Annotated in this window: 20 protein-coding genes; 18 read left to right on the top strand and 2 right to left on the bottom strand. The window is 43.4% G+C overall.

Translation table 11 applies throughout. The annotated features are described in order from the left end of the window. Window positions 1-46: 46 nt before the first annotated feature. Together galU and AB4138_RS00940 are read right to left on the bottom strand one after the other, a co-directional pair. Window positions 47-919 carry a UTP--glucose-1-phosphate uridylyltransferase GalU gene (galU, locus tag AB4138_RS00945; RefSeq protein ID WP_017061340.1) on the bottom strand — a complete coding sequence of 291 codons (873 nt, stop codon included), beginning with the start codon at window positions 917-919 and terminating at the stop codon, window positions 47-49. Between the two features lie 157 nt (window positions 920-1076). Beyond that, entirely contained in the window at window positions 1077-1724 is a 648-nt protein-coding gene (locus tag AB4138_RS00940; protein ID WP_029235092.1) for a LuxR C-terminal-related transcriptional regulator, read from the bottom strand. 278 nt (window positions 1725-2002) lie between these two features. On the opposite strand from AB4138_RS00940, the gene AB4138_RS00935 reads away from it, so the two are divergent. The 18 genes from AB4138_RS00935 (at window position 2003) to AB4138_RS00850 (ending at window position 22247) form a co-directional block, all read left to right on the top strand. Next, window positions 2003-2560: a single-stranded DNA-binding protein gene (locus tag AB4138_RS00935; RefSeq protein ID WP_017061342.1), complete on the top strand. Its 558-nt coding sequence runs from the start codon at window positions 2003-2005 to the stop codon at window positions 2558-2560. A gap of 161 nt (window positions 2561-2721) precedes the next feature. After that, window positions 2722-4737, top strand: a complete 2016-nt coding sequence (gene csrD / locus AB4138_RS00930) for an RNase E specificity factor CsrD (protein WP_372304674.1) — start codon at window positions 2722-2724, stop codon at window positions 4735-4737. A 2-nt stretch (window positions 4738-4739) separates the two neighbouring features. Continuing rightward, complete coding sequence (locus AB4138_RS00925; RefSeq protein WP_017061344.1) at window positions 4740-6182, top strand: MSHA biogenesis protein MshI; 1443 nt, start codon at window positions 4740-4742, stop codon at window positions 6180-6182. Next, on the top strand, window positions 6182-6829 hold the full coding sequence (gene pilO, locus AB4138_RS00920) for a type 4a pilus biogenesis protein PilO (RefSeq protein ID WP_372304672.1): 648 nt from the start codon (window positions 6182-6184) through the stop codon (window positions 6827-6829). The genes AB4138_RS00925 and pilO overlap by 1 nt, the downstream gene beginning before the upstream one ends. After that, on the top strand, window positions 6822-7154 hold the full coding sequence (locus tag AB4138_RS00915; protein ID WP_017061346.1) for a hypothetical protein: 333 nt from the start codon (window positions 6822-6824) through the stop codon (window positions 7152-7154). Before pilO ends, AB4138_RS00915 begins: the two co-directional genes overlap by 8 nt. Before the next feature lie 15 nt (window positions 7155-7169). Beyond that, window positions 7170-8807 (top strand): pilus (MSHA type) biogenesis protein MshL, encoded by a 1638-nt coding sequence (mshL, locus tag AB4138_RS00910; protein WP_017065932.1) that lies wholly within the window; start codon window positions 7170-7172, stop codon window positions 8805-8807. A gap of 53 nt (window positions 8808-8860) precedes the next feature. After that, window positions 8861-9700, top strand: a complete 840-nt coding sequence (locus AB4138_RS00905) for an ExeA family protein (RefSeq protein ID WP_017061348.1) — start codon at window positions 8861-8863, stop codon at window positions 9698-9700. A 2-nt stretch (window positions 9701-9702) separates the two neighbouring features. Continuing rightward, a complete protein-coding gene (locus AB4138_RS00900; protein WP_372304670.1) occupies window positions 9703-10878 on the top strand; it encodes a tetratricopeptide repeat protein in 1176 nt (391 codons plus the stop codon). Beyond that, a complete protein-coding gene (locus AB4138_RS00895; protein ID WP_017061350.1) occupies window positions 10868-12592 on the top strand; it encodes a GspE/PulE family protein in 1725 nt (574 codons plus the stop codon). Before AB4138_RS00900 ends, AB4138_RS00895 begins: the two co-directional genes overlap by 11 nt. A gap of 12 nt (window positions 12593-12604) precedes the next feature. Continuing rightward, on the top strand, window positions 12605-13828 hold the full coding sequence (locus AB4138_RS00890; RefSeq protein WP_017061351.1) for a type II secretion system F family protein: 1224 nt from the start codon (window positions 12605-12607) through the stop codon (window positions 13826-13828). 3 nt (window positions 13829-13831) lie between these two features. After that, a complete protein-coding gene (locus tag AB4138_RS00885) occupies window positions 13832-14287 on the top strand; it encodes a hypothetical protein (protein WP_017061352.1) in 456 nt (151 codons plus the stop codon). A 79-nt stretch (window positions 14288-14366) separates the two neighbouring features. Further along, window positions 14367-14942 carry a prepilin-type N-terminal cleavage/methylation domain-containing protein gene (locus tag AB4138_RS00880; RefSeq protein ID WP_065584677.1) on the top strand — a complete coding sequence of 192 codons (576 nt, stop codon included), beginning with the start codon at window positions 14367-14369 and terminating at the stop codon, window positions 14940-14942. A 35-nt stretch (window positions 14943-14977) separates the two neighbouring features. Beyond that, the gene (locus AB4138_RS00875; protein ID WP_050645581.1) at window positions 14978-15445 is read left to right on the top strand and encodes a type II secretion system protein; all 468 of its coding nucleotides are present in this window, start codon (window positions 14978-14980) and stop codon (window positions 15443-15445) included. Window positions 15446-15589: 144 nt separating this feature from the next. After that, window positions 15590-16108 carry a prepilin-type N-terminal cleavage/methylation domain-containing protein gene (locus tag AB4138_RS00870; protein ID WP_372304668.1) on the top strand — a complete coding sequence of 173 codons (519 nt, stop codon included), beginning with the start codon at window positions 15590-15592 and terminating at the stop codon, window positions 16106-16108. Continuing rightward, the gene (locus AB4138_RS00865) at window positions 16105-16674 is read left to right on the top strand and encodes a prepilin-type N-terminal cleavage/methylation domain-containing protein (protein WP_102398235.1); all 570 of its coding nucleotides are present in this window, start codon (window positions 16105-16107) and stop codon (window positions 16672-16674) included. The genes AB4138_RS00870 and AB4138_RS00865 overlap by 4 nt, the downstream gene beginning before the upstream one ends. Further along, a complete protein-coding gene (locus AB4138_RS00860; protein ID WP_102398236.1) occupies window positions 16674-17420 on the top strand; it encodes a prepilin-type N-terminal cleavage/methylation domain-containing protein in 747 nt (248 codons plus the stop codon). Before AB4138_RS00865 ends, AB4138_RS00860 begins: the two co-directional genes overlap by 1 nt. Next, a complete protein-coding gene (locus AB4138_RS00855) occupies window positions 17410-17847 on the top strand; it encodes an MSHA biogenesis protein MshP (protein WP_102398237.1) in 438 nt (145 codons plus the stop codon). Before AB4138_RS00860 ends, AB4138_RS00855 begins: the two co-directional genes overlap by 11 nt. After that, entirely contained in the window at window positions 17844-22247 is a 4404-nt protein-coding gene (locus tag AB4138_RS00850) for a DUF6701 domain-containing protein (protein WP_372304666.1), read from the top strand. Before AB4138_RS00855 ends, AB4138_RS00850 begins: the two co-directional genes overlap by 4 nt. Window positions 22248-22343: the final 96 nt, after the last annotated feature.

Genomic DNA, 22343 nt, shown 5'->3' with positions numbered 1-22343 from the left:
AGAGTCGCCCTTTCTAAAATCAGTAACGTTAGTGATTAACCAGTCGTTATGCTTCTTTCTTGGTCGAGTGTTTACCTAGCTCGATTTGCTGCTGGTCTTTCTTGTATAGGTTTTCGAAGCAGTAGTTTGTTGCTTCGATATAGCCTTCAACACTACCACAGTCAAAACGTTGGCCTTTAAATTTGTAAGCCAATACACAGCCTGCTTTTGCCTGTTTTAGCAATGCATCAGTGATCTGGATTTCGCCGCCTTTACCTGGTTCTGTCTGCTCGATTAATTCAAAGATATCTGGAGTCAGAATATAACGACCAATGATCGCTAGGTTGCTTGGTGCTGTACCTTGCTCTGGCTTCTCTACCATGTCATCAACTCGGAAAAGGTCATCTTTGATCATTTCGCCAGAGATAACACCGTACTTGTGAGTCTCTTCTTCTGGAACTTCTTGTACAGCAACAATAGAACAGCGGAACTGTTTGTATAGCGCAACCATCTGAGCTAGCACGCCTTGTTGCTCGTTCACACAAAGGTCATCAGCAAGTACTACTGCGAACGGTTCATCGCCTACAAGTTCGCGACCCGTTAAAATAGCATGGCCAAGGCCTTTCATCTCACGTTGACGAATGTAGGTGAAGTTTGCCGCTTCAATCGTTTCACGGATATTAACCAATAGGTCTTCTTTATTGGTGCCGCTAATCTGGTGCTCAAGCTCGTAGTTTTTATCAAAGTGATCCATGATCGAGTGCTTACCACGTCCAGTAACGATGCACATTCCATCCATACCAGCTTCGATAGCTTCCTCTACACCGTATTCAATCAGAGGCTTGTTTACTACAGGCATCATTTCTTTAGGCATTGACTTGGTTGCAGGTAAAAAACGTGTACCGTAGCCAGCTGCCGGGAAAAGGCACTTTTTGATCATGATAAGACCCTTTATCTATAATAATTATTGATTCAACCTGAGTGGTTGATATTTCTGAGGGCAACTCTAGCATAAGTTATGTCGAAAATTCAGCAACAATAGCCATGGTTTACTAGAGCTTCCCTCAAAATTATCGTCAGACTAAGAGGTGGGTCGATTATGCAAGCAGGTTCTGGTTTGCCCATGCTATCGCTTGAACTCTATTTTTTACCGCAAGCTTACGGAATATTTGATAGAGGTGAGATTTAACCGTGAACTCACTAATAAACAAGTCATCGGCGATTTGTGTGTTTGAAGACCCGGATTGAAGACAGCGAATCACCTGGATCTCACGAATGGTTAAATCAACATTGGTTGGTGTGGTGTTGGTATTGACCATATTGCGATAATAAAACAACAGTTGATTGGTTACCTTCCTTGGCAGCCAGTTATCGCCATCAATGACTTCTTGAAGACCACGAGCAATCTTGTCCTTTTGTTCAGTGTTGTAAAAGAGTCCTTTTAGTACCCCATAGGTAAGAAGCTCTGAGGTTGGAAGTTGCTGGGGGACATTGAATAAAATGATTTCGTGATTTTTCCACATAACAGTCAGGTTAGGACAAATAATCAGTAGTTGTGGTACCTCTCTGTAATCGACGAGCAAGATCCGGTTACTCCGCTTTCTATCAACTAGCATTAATTCGTCGGGTGTCATTTTGTAGAGAACAATAGATAAATGCTTTTCTATCTCTTTTACATGTAGATAGGTATCGTTTGGGTCGATGCACAGAAAGTGTAAAGTGCGAGCGTATCTTGATTTTCTCATTGAAACGTCCTGTTTGAGTGGGATTAGATTCCACGTTGTCATGCAGGCTTTAGCTTCTCTAGCGCCTTGATAGTGACTTGCGTTGAATATCAATTATCAAAGTAAATGAGTGGTTTGTAAGTGGAGAAAAAAGCAACATCGCTCTGAATATCATGATTTGTTACGTTTTTATTCTTTGTAGTGAGGAGAGAATAGGAATGCGATTTATCACTGCAGAAAAGCATGCTATTCTTGTGCGCTAAAATTTTCTGAGACTATGAATTTAGACGGAGCAAATCATGGCTAGCCGTGGAGTTAACAAAGTTATATTAGTGGGTAACCTAGGTAATGACCCTGAAATTCGTTACATGCCAAATGGCGGCGCAGTAGCGAACATTACCATTGCAACGTCAGAGTCATGGCGTGATAAAGCAACTGGCGAGCAGCGTGAAAAAACAGAATGGCACCGTGTTGCTCTGTTTGGCAAGCTTGCGGAAGTTGCTGGTGAGTACCTACGTAAAGGTTCTCAAGTTTACATTGAAGGTCAACTTCAAACACGTAAATGGCAAGATCAAAGCGGTCAAGATCGCTACACAACTGAAGTGGTTGTTCAAGGCTTCAATGGTGTAATGCAAATGCTTGGCGGCCGTGCTCAAGGTGGTGCTCCTGCTCAAGGTGGCATGGGTAACAACCAACAGCAAGGTGGTTGGGGTCAGCCACAGCAGCCACAACAACAGCAACAACAATACAGTGCTCCCGCTCAACAGCAGCCAAAAGCACCTCAACAAGCTCCTCAGCAGGCTCAACCTCAATATAATGAGCCGCCAATGGATTTTGATGATGACATCCCATTTTGATCCCTGTTTTTAATATATTATAAAGACAGTATTAAATTGGAAAAAGCCGCGTTCATCGCGGCTTTTTGTTACCTACAATTCTTAACGCTTTATTTACAACGTCAATTTATAGTATAAGTAGCAATACGGTATAATGTGAGTTGAAAAGGATTTCGTTATTCATGAGATATACCCCGACACTAAAATTGAGCACTCGATTGGTCGCATTTGTCACCGTGATAGTGATCAGCGCGATGTTCATTCTTTTTATTGGTGGCACACTTTCCTTTAAGCGTATTGGACAGGAATATTTAGACCATTATTTGGTTGGCATTGTCGACGTTGTAGATAAAGAGATGGAAGACCCTGACGCCGCGTATTCAATGCAGCGTTGGATGCCTAAGATGTTGCAGGCGAGCAATATTGTTGAGATGAAACTCTCGAACAAGACCGGCATCGTTTATCGTTTCAAAGATACCTCCCCACAAATTGATCCCAATCGTCTTTATGAGAAAAGCTTCATTTTAGAGCGTAATGAAGGCTACCGAATCGAATTTAAAGCACTTCCTCCTTATATTGGCTACAACTACTCAATGGAAGCGATGTGGTCAATTACTTTGGCTGTCGCATTGGTTCTGTTCTGTCTTGCTCGCGGTGTTCGTTGGTTGAAAGAACAACTCATGGGTTCTGAAATCTTGGAAGAGCGAGGAAGAATGATCTTGGCCGGTCAGGTTGAAGCTCATGCAAAGGGAGATGAGCGAGAGTGGCCTTATACCGCAAGCGAAGCCTTAGATGTATTGATTGAAGAGCTACAAGATGCTCGTCAAGAACGAAGTCGCTTTGATACCTTTATTCGTACCCATACTTTCCTAGATAAACTCACGGGAACGGCAAACCGAGTTTTATTCGATAATAAGCTGGAATCGGCACTGCATGAAAGTGGTGCTCGAGGCGGTGTGTTACTGATACGTATCGACGAATGGGAGCAAGTTAGTGATGCTAACGATAAGCAAACCACAGACGGCTTTATTATTGAAGTCGGTGAAGTACTGTCGAATATCGTTCAACGCTATCCCGATGTCATTTTTTCTCGCTATTACGAAGCGGACTTTGCTGTATTTATCCCTCATCAGGGCGCAAAAGATATTGCGACCTTGGCTGCTCAGTGTTTAAGGCAGTTAGATAAGCTAACTCCGCCAGAGCCTTTAGAGTCGGATAACTGGTGTCATATTGGTGTGACCATGTATACCGAAGGTGAGCGTCATAGCCAGATCATGGATGAAACGGAAACGGCACTAAAGAGTGCTCAGTTAGAGCGTATTAATAACTGGAGCCGTTACCCGAAAGAGAATAAGAATGAGCTTGATAGAGGCAGTGTTCGTTGGAGAACATTACTTGATAAAGCGCTGCTTCCTGAAAATTTAGTAATCTTTGCTCAGCGGTGTTATCTTATGCCGGAATCTGGTCAAGTTGATGAATTGCATAGAGAAATATTTACTAGAATTCAGGATCCTGACAAAGGTTTATTGAAATCGTCTCGATTTATGCCTGCGGTAGAGCAAGTGGGTTATCAAGCTCAAATGGACCAATCGGTTCTAAAGGTTGTGTTGAAATCGTTGAAAGAATCAACTCAACCTATCAACTATTCAGTGAATCTGAATGTTACCCCGTTTGCTAATAAACAGCACTTTAAGTGGTTTAGGAGTGAGTTGTTACAGCTCTCTGCTCAACACCGCTCTCAGCTTGCGTTTGAGTTTCCAGAAGGGCACTTGATTGCTCATCTTGATTATATGAGACCGGTGGCAAAGATGTTGCGAGGTTTAGGGTGTAAAGTTGTGGTTGGCCAAGCTGGGCGAACCATTGTTAGCACTCACTATATAAAGGATTTGAAGGTTAATTATATTAAGCTTCATCGAAGCCTAATAAAGAAAATCGACCAAAGGCATGAGAACCAACTGTTTGTTCGCAGCTTAATTGGGGCGTGTGGTGATTCTCCAACTCAAGTTATTGCCGTTGGAGTCGAGACAAAACAAGAAAAGAATACCTTGATAGAGTTAGGCATTAACGGCTATCAAGGGAGATATTTCGACGAAGAACAACAAATTATCCCTTTGCCTAATCAAGCAGAAAAAGCCGCGAAAGCGGAATCTGTTGTCAAAGTTGGACGAAGAAATCGATGGCGTAAGAGTAGTAGTTAAGAATGAATTTTAAAGCGATTTTAGACAAAATAAAGCCAACGAATAATAAAGGTAGCTCGCAAGTTGTCTTGCTGGGCAATGACGCCATTTATATTTCATCGACAGAACAAGATCCTCAAGTAGCCAGCATTCCCGTGGTTAATGGGGACTGGGAGAGTGCGCTAAAAAAATCGCTTAGCAGTGAGGCGTTTACCAGTAATAGCGTCCAACTGATTGTCTGTGCTAACTACTACCAAACCTACCAAATTGATAAACCGGACATTCCAGAGAGTGAATGGTCGGTAGCACTGCCTTTTTTACTCAAAGATCTTGTTTCAGAAAGAGTCACGGAAATTACTGCGAGTGCGGTCGCGTTACCAACGTCGAACAAGCTGCAAGTATATGTCCTGCCTAAAAAGCTGTTGGACAAGCTTTTGAATATCACTAATTCGGCTCAGGTTGAATTAATAGGTGTTGCTCCTGAAGATGAAATCTGGGGTTACAGTGCAGGCGAACTGTCTAATTTCATTCTTTTACAACGTAGCGTCAATTCACACTTTAAATTGGGTGCGTTTGTCGAAAATACCGTTTGTTTTCAAAGAACCATCCGCAGTGTTGTGCCACCTTTAACGGGTGTTGCGTCAAGTGCTCTGCAGTTAGATGGCCTCGCTTTAGAGCTTCAACGCTCGATTGATTACCTTTCTTCTCAAATTAAAGGCACCCAGCTTCACCAGCTTAAAATCTGTTGTGACGAAGAAGATGAAGCAGAGTTACAAAGTGCCTTAAACAGTACATTGAGCTCGACAGTTTCACTGTTGGTTGAAGGTGAGCGTGATAATTCAGAGAGTTTGTTGCTTAAACTTGCAGCTGAAAAAGAGACGTTTAAGGTCAATCTTTACCCTGAACACCTTAAGCCTAAAAAAGAATATTTTACGCTGACCAATGTTGTTGCGAGCTGGGGAGTAATTTGTGTTTTGATGCTTGGTGGTTACTTCGCAATGCAGTATCAAGTTTCTAATCTAGATAAAGAGCTAACAGCCCTGCAACAAGACTCGAATCAACTTAACAAGCAAGTTAACCAATTGAATAGTAAGTTAACTCAGCATAAACCGTCTCCAGAGAAAGTCGCGGCGGTTGCGCGTCTCAAACGTGAGACTGAGGCTAAAAAAGAGGCTTTGAAGGCTGTTGGACAATACGACGAATCCCAACAAGTCGGGTATTCTGGCGTCATGAATTCCTTAGCTAAATTAGGCCGAAATGACATTTCTCTTTCGCACATCTACATGACCCACGATACTTTAGATCTTAGTGGCTTGGCTCGTAACGCAAATGTCGTTCCGAACTGGATTGGTCAGTTTAAAAGTGAGCTTAATTTAGTCGGACGCACTTTTGAAAAACTAAAAATTGGCCGTAATGATCAGGATGTGGTGACGTTTGAGCTAAGTACTCGTCGGGAGAGTAAATAATGCAGCAGTGGAACCAGCTGAGCGATAAGTTTCTTGCATTAAGTCAAAGAGAAAAATGGCTACTTTTTGTGTGTGGTTTTGTTGGCCTATCGATGTTGTTGTTCACCTTATTGGTTGAGCCTGCGTATCTCGATCTACAAGCTAAAAATGCCAAGGCGAGCAGCCTGACTCAATCGAATCAAAGGCAGCAAGGTGAGTTACTTGTTCTGCAAGCTCAGTTAAACAAAGACCCAGACAAAGAAATTAATCGAGAGTACAAAAAGCTGCTGGTGGAGAGCCAAGATCTCTCTCTTCAGCTTTCTCAGATTGTTGATGGATTAATCACACCTTCTCAAATGTCGCAGTTACTGGAGAGCGTTCTTAACGCCGGTAATGGACTAAAGCTTGAATCGCTAGAGTCATTAAAACCAGAAGCGATTTCGAACAATAAAGAGACCAGCGAATATTCAGGCTACTTTCTTCACCCTGTAAGAATGGAGCTAACCGGCAGTTACTTTGATATCTCAGGTTACCTTCAAGCACTTGAGTCTCTACCTGTGAGTTACTACTGGCGCACATTTGAATACTCAGTAGAAGAATATCCTAAAGCTCGACTGGTGTTCGAGGTTTACACATTAGGTACTAGACAGGAGTTTATCGGTGGTTAGAACTCTTTTGTTGTCCTTGCTATTTAGTAGCTCTTTTGTGTGGGCTGAGCAAGATCCCACGGCGCCATTAGGCTGGCTTTCACCTCAACAGAAAACGGCGCCTGCTAAGAAAGCACCAACTCGTTATCGCTTGCCTTCTTTAGAAAGCATCGTGTGTAAGGGAGATACGCCTTGCTATGCGATTATGAATGGTCAGATTCTCGGACAAGGGGAAACGATCAGAGGGTACCGAGTTAAGAACATAGATCCAGAATACGTCACTCTGCAGAGAAGCTCTAAGCAGTGGAAATTAGAGATGTTCTCTTTAGATGTTAAGAATAATTAAGGTTAGAGTGAAGACATGCGTAAACTTGTAGTAGCAATCCTAGTGTCATCTTTAGTCGGCTGTTCGATGGGGCATAGAGATCCTGTTGAGATTAAAGAGTCTTTAAACGAATCAATTAATGAAGCCAATAGCAGAGCGCTTCATGAGCTGCCTTCGTCGGTTCAAGATGACCTTATGCCTCAGCTTAATTCTGACTCGATGTCTCCGGGGATGGAAACGGTTAAGCGTTTTCGTATTCAGGCAAAAGGCGTTGAAGCGAGAACTTTCTTTGCCAGCTTAGTGAAAGGTACGGAATATAGTGCGGCTATTCACCCAAGTGTGTCTGGAAACCTTACGCTTAATCTAACGGACGTGACGTTAGATGAGGTACTGGCTGTTGCTCAAGATATGTATGGCTACGATATTGAAAAGCGTGGCAAAGTGATTCAAGTTTATCCTGCCGGTCTTCGCACCGTAACGATCCCTGTCGATTACTTACAAGTTAAGCGTTCTGGTCGCTCACTAACGACGATCACCACCGGCACGATCTCTAACTCAGATTCGAATTCATCGAGCTCTTCAAACTCGAACTCAAACTCGTCAAATTCATCTAACTCTTCTAATTCATCAAACTCGACATCGAATGGTGGTACAGAGATTGAAACGACCTCTGAAAGTGATTTTTGGCCACAGCTTGAAGCGGCGGTTGCTCACTTAATTGGCTCGGGCGATGGGCAAAGCGTTGTCGTGACCCCGCAAGCGAGTGTGATTACAGTGCGTGCTTACCCTGACGAAATTCGTGAGGTTCGAGAGTTCTTAGGTATTTCTCAAAAACGCCTGCAGCGTCAAGTTATCCTAGAAGCCAAAATCATGGAAGTAACCTTGAGTGATGGTTACCAACAAGGTATTAGCTGGTCTAATTTATCTAAGTCGATTGGCAGCGGCGGTGTGGTAATTGATCGACCTGGTGGAACTTTGCCTCCATTAGATGCGATCAGCTCTTTGTTAGGCGGGCAAACCAACGTAACGATCTCAGATGGCAGTTTTGAAGCGGTATTGAGCTTTATGGATACTCAAGGTGACCTGAACGTTCTATCAAGCCCACGAGTCACAGCTGCAAACAACCAGAAAGCGGTTATCAAAGTGGGTACTGACGAATACTACGTGACGGATTTATCTAGCGCGGTAGGCAGTGGTGACAACGCGAACGTCGCACCTGAGGTTGAGTTAACTCCGTTCTTTTCGGGTATCTCCTTAGATGTGACCCCTCAGATAGATGATAAAGGTAGCGTATTCTTACATGTTCACCCAGCCGTTATTGAGGTCGAGGAAGAAGTGAAAGAGCTCAACCTTGGTTCTACAACGGGTGTGGTGCAGCTTCCTTTGGCGAAAAGCTCTATTCGTGAGTCTGACTCAGTGATTCGAGCTCGAGATGGCGATGTGGTTGTTATTGGTGGTTTGATGAAATCCAACACCAGTGATGTGACCTCTAAAGTTCCATTCCTCGGTGATATTCCAGCCTTAGGTCATTTGTTCCGTAATACCAATCAGTTAACGCAAAAAACTGAGCTCGTGATCTTACTTAAGCCAACGATCGTGGGTGTGAATACTTGGCAAAATGAGTTGGAGCGTTCACGTGATCTTCTTCAGCAGTGGTTCCCTGATGAAGAGTAATTGCTTACTTTCTCAATATAGAGTGGCAGTGTCTCACTAAGCTAGGTCGTCGTATGTATCAAGCTCACTTTGGTTTTGAACAACTGCCATTTACCTTAACGCCGAATACCGATTTCTTCTATGGTTTAGCGCCTCATTTCGAAGCGATTCAGACGGTAATCTCGGCGTTGGAAATGGGCGAGGGCGTGATTAAGGTGACCGGAGAGGTAGGCACTGGAAAAACCATGGTTTGCCGAATGTTGGTCAATCACCTACATGACTGTACAGCTCTGATCTACTTACCAAACCCTGTGTTATCAGGGGCAGACTTGCGCCAGGCGGTTGCAACAGAGCTTGGTTTAGCTGTCGATAATGAAGCAACCTTGGTTGATAACATTCAGCATAAGCTCATTGAATTGCACAATTCTGGTTTAAGAGTGGTGGCTATTCTTGATGAAGCTCAGGCTCTATCGGATGAAGCGCTCGAAACATTAAGGTTGTTTGGTAACCTTGAAACGGAAGATAAAAAACTGCTGCAGATTGTTCTATTAGGTCAGCCAGAATTGGATGCTCGATTAGAGGCGTACCACCTAAGGCAGTTTCGCCAAAGAATCACATTTAGTTCGACACTGAGACCGCTGAATCTCGATGAAACGGTGGCTTATATTGATAATCGAATCGCTAAATCTGGTGGTAGCCCTGAGTTATTCAGCTTGAATCAAAAAAAGGCGATCTGTCGTTCGTCGTTAGGTATCCCTAGATTGATAAACCAACTTTGCCATAAGGCTCTATTGCTTTCGTTCAGTGAAGATAAGAAAAGTATCGACAACCAACATCTTTTTTCAGCTATGCATGAAACGTACGATGTGTGTAAGCCTAAATTTAAAACGCCAATACTGTGGGGTTGGAATTAATTATGAGCGTCATTAACAACGCCTTGTCTAAATTGGCAAAGAAAAAATCAGCGACTTCGATTGAAGCGGCAGTCGTACCTAAAGTAAAAACGCGTTCCCCCCTAGTTTGGGTTGTTGCGGGTTTTACTTTGAGTTTAGCGATGGGCGGCTGGGCGATATCGCAAGGCCCTGTGATTGATCAGTCTATTGTTGAGCAGTCAATCTCAACTCGAGATTTACAGGTTCAAGTCTCTGTCGTTGATGATTCAAATGGCATTCAGGAAGTTGCTCAACCTATCTCATCGCCAACTAAGAAATTGGTGACACTAGACTCTGCGATCCTTTCAACAGAAAACACTGCGATGGCAAAAAGCGCTCAATCTAAGCCTAGTGTTTCCGAATCAGTTGTTATGTCTGCCCCAAAAGCGACAAAACAACAAACACCGGCTAAACCTCTAAGCACGCCTAAAACGATTAGGACTGACATCCCCCAACCAGTTTACGTTGCTAGTGTGGCCAAAAAAGATCCTGCGTCTATCTCTAATGAGCCTGTAGCCTCTGGTGATTCAGAAAATAGCGGAATGTTGATCGAACAGGTTGAGTTAACTCCGGAACAGCTATCTGTGAATGCACAAGGTCGAGCTCAGAAAGCGCTTGATGCGAACGATCTTACTGGTGCGTTGAAGGGCTACACTGAAGCTCTACGCTACACGCCACGAAATGAAGATGTCCGTCAGAAACTTGCGATTCTCTATTTTGGTAAAGGCGATACTCGCAAAGCCTATGAGCTTTATCAGTCTGGTATCAAGCTCAACATCAACAGTGAAAAACTGCGTTTAGGGTTATCAAAACTGCTGGTAAAAGCGAATCAATCAGAAGCGGCTTTAAGTCCGTTAATACATTTACCACCGAACCCTACCCAAAATTATTTGGCGATGCGTGCGGCCTTGAGTCAAAAGAGTCAGCAAGAAGAAGTGGCATTGGAAAGTTACCAAAAGTTGGTTGAGGTCGATTCAGATAATGCTCGCTGGTGGTTAGGCTTAGCGATTCAGCAAGAACGTCAACTCGATTTCACAGCTGCTAAAGCGTCATACCAAGGTGCGTTAACCAGAGTCGGTATCTCATCTCAATCACAAAGCTTTGTGCGTGACCGGTTAAAAATACTCAATGCTTTAGAGGAGAGCGGCGATGCAAATTAGATTAAGAAAAAGACTTGGTGATTTGCTTGTCGAAGAAGGCATTATCACTGAGGCTCAAGTTGAACAAGCACTGGCCGCTCAGAAAAGTACTGGGCGTAAGCTGGGTGATGCGCTAATTGAGCTTGGCTTCTTGTCAGAACAGCAAATGCTGAGCTTTTTGTCGCAGCAGTTAGCGATTCCTCTTATTGATTTAAGCCGAGCCGTTGTCGATGTTGAAGCAGTACAGCTTTTACCCGAAGTACATGCTCGTCGCCTTCGTGCATTGGTTATTGGACGCCAAGGTGACACTTTGCGTGTTGCAATGAGTGACCCTGCGGATCTGTTTGCCCAAGAGTCTTTGCTTGGTCAGCTCGGCGATTACGCGCTTGAATTCGTTGTTGCTCAAGAAAGGCAATTGGTTGATGGCTTCGATCGCTATTATCGAAGAACCAAAGAGATTGCCTCGTTTGCTGAGCAACTTCACGCTGAACACCAAGTTAATGATGCTTTTGATTTCGATATCGCTGAAGAAGACAGTGATGAAGTTACCGTCGTTAAGCTGATCAACTCACTATTTGAAGATGCTATTCAGGTTGGTGCTTCGGATATCCATATCGAGCCAGATTCAAACGTATTGCGTCTTCGTCAGCGTATTGATGGTGTGCTGCATGAAACATTGCTGAATGAAGTGAATATTGCTTCAGCACTTGTACTGCGCTTGAAGCTGATGGCAAACCTCGATATTTCAGAGAAACGTCTTCCTCAAGACGGCCGATTTAATATCCGAGCTAAAGGTCAGTCGGTTGATATTCGTATGTCGACCATGCCGGTACAGCACGGTGAATCAGTGGTTATGCGTCTTCTTAACCAGTCAGCAGGCCTACGTAAACTAGAAGAGTCGGGCATACCGAGTGATCTGTTGGTTCGTCTGCGTCAACAATTGCGCCGTCCACATGGCATGATTTTGGTTACCGGACCAACCGGCTCAGGTAAAACAACAACCTTATACGGCGCGTTAAGTGAATTAAACGAACCGGGTAAAAAGATCATTACTGCGGAAGACCCGGTGGAATACCGCCTACCTCGTGTGAATCAAGTTCAGGTAAACCCTAAGATCAATCTCGATTTCTCTACTATCTTGAGAACCTTTCTACGTCAGGATCCCGATATTATTCTTATCGGTGAGATGCGTGACCACGAAACCGTTGAGATAGGCTTGAGAGCTGCACTGACCGGCCACTTAGTATTAAGTACGTTACATACCAATGATGCGGTAGACAGCGCGTTGCGTATGATGGATATGGGTGCTCCGGGTTACTTGGTCGCGAGCGCTGTTCGAGCAGTAGTCGCACAGCGATTAGTTCGTAAAGTGTGTACAGATTGTAAGGTTGAGGATGAGTTAGATGAACCTCGCAAGCAATGGCTGAGCGTCCGTTTCCCTAACCAAGTAGGTGTGCCGTTTATGAAAGGCCGTGGTTGCCAGAACTGTAACTTAACCGGTTACCGCGGGCGAATTGGTGTATTTGAAATGTTGGAGCTAGAGCAAAACATGATGGATGCGCTGAGAGCTAATGATGCGGTAGGTTTTGCTCAAAAGGCGAGACAGTCTGAAAACTATAAACCGTTATTGGCTTCTGCGATGGAATTGGCTCTGCAAGGTGTCGTGAGTCTTGATGAGATAATGCATCTTGGCGAAGGTGATGCGTCCGGTGCCACTGACCCAATTTATCTGTAGGGGTAGAATGATATGCCAACGTATCGTTATGTAGGTCGCAGCTCTGATGGTAGTCAAGTAAGTGGGCAATTAGACGCGAATAACGAAGATCTTGCTGCTGAAAGCTTGATGAGTAAAGGGATCATTCCAACCTCTATCAAACTGGGCAAAAGTGGTGGTTCAGTCTTAGATATGGATGTATCGAGTCTGTTCTTTCCGAGTGTACCGTTAGAGGTGTTGGTTCTGTTTTGTCGACAGTTATACAGCCTAACCAAAGCGGGTGTACCACTATTAAGATCGATGAAAGGCCTCACTCAAAACTGCGAAAATAAGCAGCTGAAAGCCGCCTTGGAAGAGGTGGTTGCTGAGCTAACCAATGGTCGCGGCTTAGCGGCGTCAATGCAGATGCACCCAAAGGTATTCAGTCCGTTGTTTGTCTCGATGATTGGCGTTGGTGAAAACACAGGCCGTCTAGATCAGGCTTTACTGCAATTAGCTGGATATTACGAACAAGAAGTTGAGACTCGCAAACGAATTAAGACTGCGATGCGTTACCCAACATTCGTGATCAGTTTTATCTTGATTGCAATGTTCATTCTTAACATCAAGGTTATTCCACAGTTCTCAAGCATGTTTGCGCGCTTTGGTGTCGACTTGCCGCTGCCTACTCGTATCTTGATTGGTATGTCTGAGTTCTTTGTGAATTACTGGGGCTTAATGCTTGGAGTGATCTTTGGTCTTATCTTCGCTTTTAAAGCTTGGGTGAAGACAGACAAAGGCTTGGAAAAGTGGGATCGATTACGCTTAAAAATGCCGGTCATTGGCGGGGTAGTGAATCGAGCACTGTTGTCACGCTTCTCGCGTACTTTTGCTTTGATGCTTAAAGCGGGTGTTCCACTGAACCAGTCGCTAGCGCTTTCGGCGGAAGCTTTAGATAACCGTTTTCTAGAGTTGCGAGTTCAAGCCATGAAATCGGCCATTGAAGCCGGTAGTACGGTTTCGTCGACCGCGATTAACAGCGAAATTTTCACACCGCTCGTGATACAAATGATCTCCGTCGGTGAAGAGACGGGTCGTATTGATGAGCTATTACTTGAAGTGGCTGATTTTTATGACCGCGAAGTCGATTACGATCTGAAAACCTTAACCGCCAGAATTGAACCCATTTTGTTAACCATCGTTGCAGGCATGGTGCTGATTTTGGCGCTAGGTATCTTCTTGCCGATGTGGGGAATGTTGGATGCGATCAAAGGCTAGTGAATGCTAAATAACCTACAACGCTCACGTTTTGTTATTTGGACAGTGGTTATTCTTTTTCTTATTGTCGGTGTGCTTTCGGCATTCAAAACGGTAGAAGAAGAAGCGACTAACACGGCATTTATCGTCGCGAGCAAGCGGATTTTAGAGCAAGCCAATTTGTTCAAACAGCAATATTTGTTATCGGGTGCTGGGCAAGAAGAAGGCTCGGAACCCCCAAAGATCTACAGCAGAACTGGGTGGGTAATGCCTATCCAAGGTACGGAGCGAGACTGTAATTATTGGCTGGATCAATTATATCCTCAAGGGAGCATTTTAGGGCTAAGCTCTCCAAGTGTTGAAGATAAAAGTGATAACATACACTTTCACTGTAGTTATCATTATTCTGATAAATATCAGGTAGATATATTACTTGAAAGCGAAAGGTTTAGTGTAAAAGCCAATATTTTGGCTTTGTGAGAATATTGACACTGTTTTTATGGTTTTATACGTGTGCAAATGTATAATGCGCGTTAGTAATTAGATGAGTAGGTAGAAAATGCTTAAAAATCAAAAGGGTTTCTCCCTTGTCGAATTAGTCATAGTGATCGTGGTCGTTGGTTTATTGGCGGTGGCTGCTTTACCTCGCTTTCTCGATGTGACAGATGAAGCCAAGAAATCAAGTATTGAAGGTGTTGCTGGTGGCTTTGCAACCGCAGTACTATCGGCAAGAGCACAGTGGGAAGCAGAAGCTAGGCCATCAGAGAAGATAGGTGTTGAAACATACAATACTGTAAATTATGATGGTGTTGATTTTTGGTTAACAAGATCAAAGAACAGTAACAACGTCGATACCGATTTTCGAGACGGCTATCCGTGGACTCTGAACAACAATTCGAGCACTGCGCCACAAGATATTTCAGATGAAACATGTTCTGAGTTGATGGAAAACTTGCTGCAAAACCCACCTAAAGTTGGTGCGGTTTCAGATGTCGCTAATGACTCAAATTACAAATATTCAGCGCAAGCGAATTCAGCTGATGCAACCTGTACTTACGTTCAATTAGAAGGTAGTACCGAGCATGAATTTGTTTACGAAATTAAAACTGGTCGTGTGACCGTAACTTTGCAGTAAGTCTGCGTAAAATTAAACATAGAGAGAGCTTAACTATGAAAAGACAAGGCGGTTTCACCCTAATCGAACTAGTGGTTGTAATTGTTATTCTAGGTATTCTTGCTGTAACTGCGGCACCACGTTTCCTAAACCTGCAAGATGATGCAAAAAATGCCACGCTTGAAGGTCTAGCCGGTGCTATGCAAGGTGCTGCTGGTATTGTTTATGGTAAATCTGCAATTAATGGTACGGAGACAAGCGGTGCATCTTCTATTATTATCGATAACACTACAGTAGCTACAGTTTTTGGTTACCCAGCAGGAACGTCAGCTGCAATTGGTGCTATTGTTCAAGGTGTTGGCGAAGATGAAGATTTTGAATATCTTGGTCAATCCAGTAATGACGACGCGCTGTTTGGTATTGTTGGTTACGTTGATAGTTGTGTTGTATACGAAGAAGCGACCTCTGTTGCTGAAGCAACAGCGAATGCAGTTGTGAGTGCTGGTGTTTGTACTATTCAATAAGCTTGAATATTTAATATTAAGGCCAGCTCCTGCTGGCCTTTTTTCTATCCAATGCACATAAATATCAAAACTATTCATATACATAAGATCGTTAGTTTCGTTATCTTGTATAATCAGTATTCGCTAGGCAGTTAGAGACTTATTATGGATAACAGCCCCCCACCCAAAGGCTTTACTCTGGTAGAGCTGATCATCGTTATCATTATCCTCGGTATTGTTTCCACCTTTGCCGCAAGTCGCTTCGTCGGTACTTCTAGCTATTCCACTTTTACTGCGCAAGAGCAAATTATCTCGGTGATTCGTCAGGTTCAAGTGAATCGCATTCAAACCAATATCCCCAACTTATACAATTACTGTAACGATACGAGTAACCCTGATCTTCAAAAACTTTGTCTGCGCAGCCGCATAACTATCAATGCTAGTTGTATTGGTAGTTCAAGAGGTTGCAGTGCTAGTGACCCTAACTCTCGGAGCGATTTAGTTGTAGCTGATCAAGTCTCGTTTAGTACTACACCTTCAGTGTCACAAATTACGTTTGATCTTCTCGGTAACCCGCTTGATACCGCCAGTAGTGGTGTGAGCATCTTGATTACCTCAGCGCAAAACCAAGCCAGTGTGTGTATCAATTCTCAAGGTTATGTGAGTGAAGGGGCGTGTCTATGATTCGCTCACGTGGTTTTACTCTGATTGAAAGTATTGTTGTGATTATCGTACTGGGTATTGCGATGGTGACGATTAGTAGTTTTTTAGCACCACAAGTGGCAAGTTCAGCAGACCCACAATATCAAAACCGTTCCGTGGCCTTAGGCCAGAGTTTGATGAATCAAATTTTAGCTCGCGGCTTTGATGAACACAGTGATTTTGATGGTGGTCTGGTGCGTTGTGGGGATGTTGGTGCGACGGCTTGTTCTGCCCCTAATGAACTGGGAGTGGATGGGGCAGAGACTGCGCCTGCTGCTTTTAATGATGTCGATGATTATATTGGATGCTGGTACACCGATACCACTGAATCAGCATGTGTATCATCGACGAAGTATCCGCTTGCTAATATCCTAGATGAAAACATCGAAGACAGTTATGCCAATTTCCGTGTTGAGGTCTTGGTGTTTTATGACGAAGACATGGACGGGCTTAACGACAATGTAATTGGAACGATGAAGCGCGTTGAGTTACAGATATTTGGTGGTAACAACCGTTATAGCTTGGTTGCTTACAAGGGGAACTACTAATGAAACAACGTGGTTTTACTTTGATAGAAATGATCGTAACCATTGTTGTGGTTGCCGTCATTGGCCTAGCGATTGCAGGCTTTGTTGAATATGGCATGAAAGGTTATGTCGACACTATCGATAGACAAAAGGTGCAAGTAAAAGGGCAGTTTGTTGTTGAGAAAATGTCGCGAGAGATAAGCCACGCAGTTCCCAATAGCTTCACTGAAGTTCAGACTTTTTTACCTACACTTGCTTTTGATAGAAAGTGTCTTTCATTCTATTCGATCAAATATTCCGGTTTTTATCACTTCGATGAACCAGGCAATCAATTGGACTTCATTGTTGGTCAAGATGCCCCAAGTCTCTCTGTAGGAGATTATCTTATTATAAATCCAAGTAGTTTTAATGATTTGGCAGTGGAGTCCAATAAACGAATTGACGTCTCGGGTGCAGTTCAGAATACCAACTCTTTCAGTGTTACAGCTTTGAGTCTTGTGAGTGAGTCTATTGCAAAACGACACTATATTTATGAAAAAAACAATCATGTCAGCTTCTGTATAGTGAACAATACTATCGAAGGACAAGGTGTCATTGAGCGTAATGGCGTAAGGGTCACAGATAGCGTTAACTATACAAAAAGTAACTTCCGTTACGAAGAGCCAAGCTTACAGCGCGGTGGTGTGATTCATATCGAACTTGTGCTTGAGCAAAACAACGAAATCAGTGTTTATCAACAAGATGTGCAGGTACTCAATGCGCCATAGTAAATCATCTCAACAAGGGAGTGTTTTGGTCGTCGCGGTATTTGTTATCGTGGTGATGGGCTTCCTCGCGACTTCTCTAGTGCAAGTCCAATGGTCAAATCACGATACATTGACCCGTAAGCAACTTGGGACACAGGCTTGGTTGCTAGCACACTCTGCGAATGAGTGGGCACTTACTCAAGTGTACCCTTTGACTGTATCTCCCGCGGTTTCAACAAGTGTTAGTGCAGCGTGTGGTAACTTAAATTCAAATCAAGTGAGCAGTGGGATGTCGACTATCTGTACAGTTGAAGAGTTAACTTGTACTCCGATCGGAATTTTAGATGATGTTGGTTTTTTTAAGATTGAATCAACAGCCATTTGTGGCTCAGGTATCAACCAAGTACAGCGTATTCAAGAAGTTTGGGTGAAGGAGTCAATACGATGAAAGCATGTAGATATATTTTAGTTGCCTGTTTCTGCCTATTCCCTTTGATCGCGACAGCGTCGACTTGTAACGTAGATCCGAGCGGTGAATTTAAAATATCATTTAATATCAATTCCGCCCAGCTTGTTGAATCTGTGTTTGCAGAGCAAGAGCCCGGAAATAACCGCCCGGAATACACCATCTGGACCAATGATATTAATGAGCCTACGGTGGGAGATACGCCCTTTATTCGCGATCCTCGTTACATGGTTGGTGGGGGAGACTATAGTGTTCAACTGATTTATCAGCCGGGAGCGGGAAATGATGCCGGAACCGCAGACTACTACGTTGACGATGGGCAGGGTTTTACTTTTTTAGGCAATTACCCCGCAGACTTTAAAGGTATTCACCCGCAAAGCGTCGACATTAATAGTGGGGACAGTACTGAACTAGAATGTGACAGCTCGGATATCGAGCCACCGCCGGTTTATTCAAACGATGCTCAGTATGAATTTGGTATCGTTCAGTGCTCTGGTGGAGAATGTAAGATCCCACTGACTCAGTCTTATACCAACACGCCACTGGTGTTTGTGATGCCAACCATTGATTCAAGTGCCCCTGACGCGGATGCTCCTGCAACGTTAATGGTTACCGAGGTAAGCAAAACCGAAGCGACCATCAAGCAGATTAAGGCGCCAAAGAATGGCGGTGGTTCAGATTTAGATAGCCAACCGATAACAGAAGTCAGTTACCTTGCGATTGAGCCCGGTGTGGCCGATTTTAATGGCCATGAAGTCATAGCGGGTTATTTGAACACCGATGCAGCCAGTGCTAAATCAGGCTCAAATAGTAATGATAGAGTCCTTTATAGCGATTTTGGCGGAGCTGGCTTTTCTTCTAATCCGGTGGTATTGCATCAAATTCAAACTCGAAATAACAATGATAAATGGATGACCTCTGGCAAGGTTAGGCGAACCGATGAAACGTCATACATTGATTTGTTTTTGGAGCTAAGTGCTTCTCACCGCAGTAACGATGATTATGACGATGAGAAGATCGCGTTTTTAGCGACGTTAGCCACCAATACTAACCTTGATGTTGATGGTTTTAAGGTTCAATTTGCAAGAGGGTATGATACGCCAAGTCAAAGCGGTAATGACCCAATGTTGGATGGTTGTGAGGATAAGTATGCTACCACCTCTCTAACGAATATTGACGGGATCATAGCTAATAAACAAGAGAGGGCTGGTGGACACGGAGGCTGGCTACGTCGATGTAACATTAACACGAACCAAGTTAGCTTTGTTGTAGATGAGGACTTTAGAGACCGCACGCATATTCCGGAAGAAGTGGGTTACTTTGCGTTTGAGTTACCTGAGGTGGTTCCTGTTGCCAACGTGTGTAACTTGTTTCCCGAGCCCATTCAGAGTTGGACTGGTGTGAATAGCTCATTGACGGTTACCAGCCAGCAAACAAAATTTAGCGGCTGGTCTAATAACTATATTAATCAATCTTTAAAAAAGGTCTCTGAAGGCTATGAGCTCTTTAATGATAAATGGACAACAAAAGATGACTTTTTATTATTGGGTTTTGATGATGCGAGTGAGTTTTATCATATTTATAATTTTCCAGTGTGTGATGAACATCAATGTGATGTTGGTAATAATGATAGCCAACTTGAATTAAGAAAGATTAAAGGCAGTTACGTAACCTCTATTGCAGAAAAAAATCCATCAGAAAGTTTAACCATTACGGGCAAGGCTTCGGATATTTTGCAGAGCTGCGGAGCGGACTCAGAGATATGTTCTTACCAAATTAACGGTGAAACAATAGATGTTTTCATTGAGAGTAACTTGTCTAAGCTCGTTATCAACAAGCAGGGGAATGATTATAATCTAGTTCGAGTCGTCTTAGATGAAGACAGTTATATCTCAGATGTTAAAGTTAGTGGAGGGGCGGGTGTAGAACTGGTTTTTCCTGATAATTCCACGGTGACCTTTGATAATTATGAGCATGATGCAGGAGATTTGGTATATGCCTTTGAGGGCAACTCTCAAATAAATGTGATAACACGTATGAAGTTTAACTTGGCAGTTGATATACAATCTGACTTCGCTTATCCCATTATATACGCTCCTAAAGGTGAGGTCATATTTGACGTTGGGAACTCTACTTTCAAAGGATTTATTCTCGCAGATACTGTAGATTTAAATCAGACAGCTATTCATGGTGCCGTGACAGCGAGAGTAGCCGTGCTTGATAATGGTGTAACGATAATCAAACCTGATTATTCTTGTGAACCCCCAGTACAGCAAGGATTATTGGTTGTAGAACCTCAACAATTATATAGCCTAACCTGTGAGCGAATTCCGGTTGAGTTTCGCCTAGAAGAGAATGGCGAATTGGTCGACTCTAATGAGCAGTTTGAAGCGACGGTAACCCCAACGGGAACGCGATGGTGTACGGGTGAAGCTAACAATGCGTGTGAAACTCCGGATTATACGTTTGATGGTGGCATTCGAACCTTGTATTTAGACTCTGATACGGTTGGTAGTTTCAGTGTTGGGGGAGTCTACGATTCAGAGCCCGCAACATCGACACAAGTTTTTTATGTGCCCTATAAGTTTGATACAAGCCCAAGCCAAATACATATGAATGCAGCTCAAGACTCTCAAGAGTTAGTGGTAGAGGTGACGGCTCAAGCTTGTGATCAAGGCGTTGTTAGCCCAGTAAATGGCTATACTAAAAACTTATCATTTGATGCTTCTAAAGATTACTTTCTTGAAATGCCTACCCCTGAAGATGGATCACTTGATGACTTCTCAGTTACAGATCTAAATTTTGATAATGGTGGTGCTACAACTGAAGTAAATTGGAGCAATGTTGGGCAAGTTAATGTAGTTATCAATGATCCTAGCTTTGATTGTTCTGAAATTGAAGGGTGTCCTATTTATGAACAGCCTGATTCCGCAAGTTCGGGGTTGGTTGGTAGCTTTGTTGTCAAATCTAAACCTTATGAGTTTGCTGTATGTACTGATAGCGATTCAAGTGGAACGAGTACAGAATCCAGTAGTAGTGGCTTTGTTGCAGCGGGGGAGAGCTTTGATGTGGACGTGAAACCCATGATTACCGGAGCTAATGTAAATTCCGTATGTTCAAATAATGTAGGTGTTCCTTCGAATTATTTTGTGTCTCAAGCTTCGATCAGTGTTTCCCATTATTTAGACACACCAAGTGAGGGTGTACTTGGCTATTTGATGCCCGACACGATATCTCCGAGTATTTCAATTAGTGATCAGTCAAATGGTGGGTACCAACTTGATGGGTTAACCTACTCAGAGGTAGGAAGTTTTGAATTGGTTGCAATTGAAACGGGTAACTTTTATAGCACCATTGCCCCTCCAAATGGTGATTCAGGTGTCACTGGGTCTAAAACTATCGGCCGCTTTTACCCTAAATACTTTGTGCAAGGTACTCCGGAATGGAATGTCGCCAATCAAAAGGATATCGCATACCTAAGTCAACCTTATGATTCTACAGTTCACCAAGTATATCCAATGGCTTCTGGTGAAGGTGATACGGATAATGTTCTTAATAATTACCGGTTCTTTAATACAGAGTTACAAGCAAAGTTTGGTGTTTTAGATGATAGCAACACTGATAACGGCTTCTTGCTAGATACGGGCTCTGGAACATGGTCGGCTGATCGTAAACATTGGTTGCTTAATGACAATGCAGCTGAGCTTCAACGAGTTGTGGATTTAGATGGTGTTAGCCGCAGAGACACACCGTTTAATACGTCAGATGCTAACTCGACTACTACAAACTTTGGCTTAACAATCGAGGGAACAGATCCGGTGTCATTTACGGATTCTGACCCTGTTACCAGTTCGGTAGCTTTCCCAATTCAACCTCCAGCCCGCTATGGCCGAATAGCGCTAGATGATATTGGCGGTAATTCAGGTAGTACTTTGACGATTCCACTCCGTGCTGAGTTTTGGGATGGCAGTGACTTTGTTGTGAATGACTATGACGATCGCAGCACATTCAATGGCTCAAATATTTGTAAGCAAGTCATTTGGACCAGCAATGCAGTGAAAACTACATTAGCTTCACTTAATGGTAGTGGAAGTGTTGATGATGGAGAGGAAGGCGTCACAGCGAACCAAAACACGCCTTCTGGTACAGATGCACCTCGTGAACAAGTCCGCTTGTGGTTAAGAATGGATGACTCAGAACCAAACACTAGAACTGGTGAAAACCCTATTACCTGCTCAGGCAGCGATCAAGAGCAACCATGGCTGCGCTACAACTGGAGAGGCTTAGGCGATGAAGATCCCTCCACCGTCGTCACATTTGGTATCTACCGTGGTAACGATCGTGTGATCTACCGAGGTGAAAGTGGCTTAACAGGTCAGTAATAATATAATTTTTGCCCCTTAAGTTAGGAATCTGTAAGAAATTGCGGGTTTCAGTCCATGTTTGCACTTCAATGCCTTGCCGTAACAGCAAGGCAT

The sequence above is a fragment of the Vibrio sp. 10N.286.52.C3 genome (genome assembly GCF_041468865.1).
GTDB lineage: Bacteria > Pseudomonadota > Gammaproteobacteria > Enterobacterales > Vibrionaceae > Vibrio > Vibrio crassostreae_C.
This window is presented reverse-complemented; position numbering and strand designations above follow the sequence as displayed.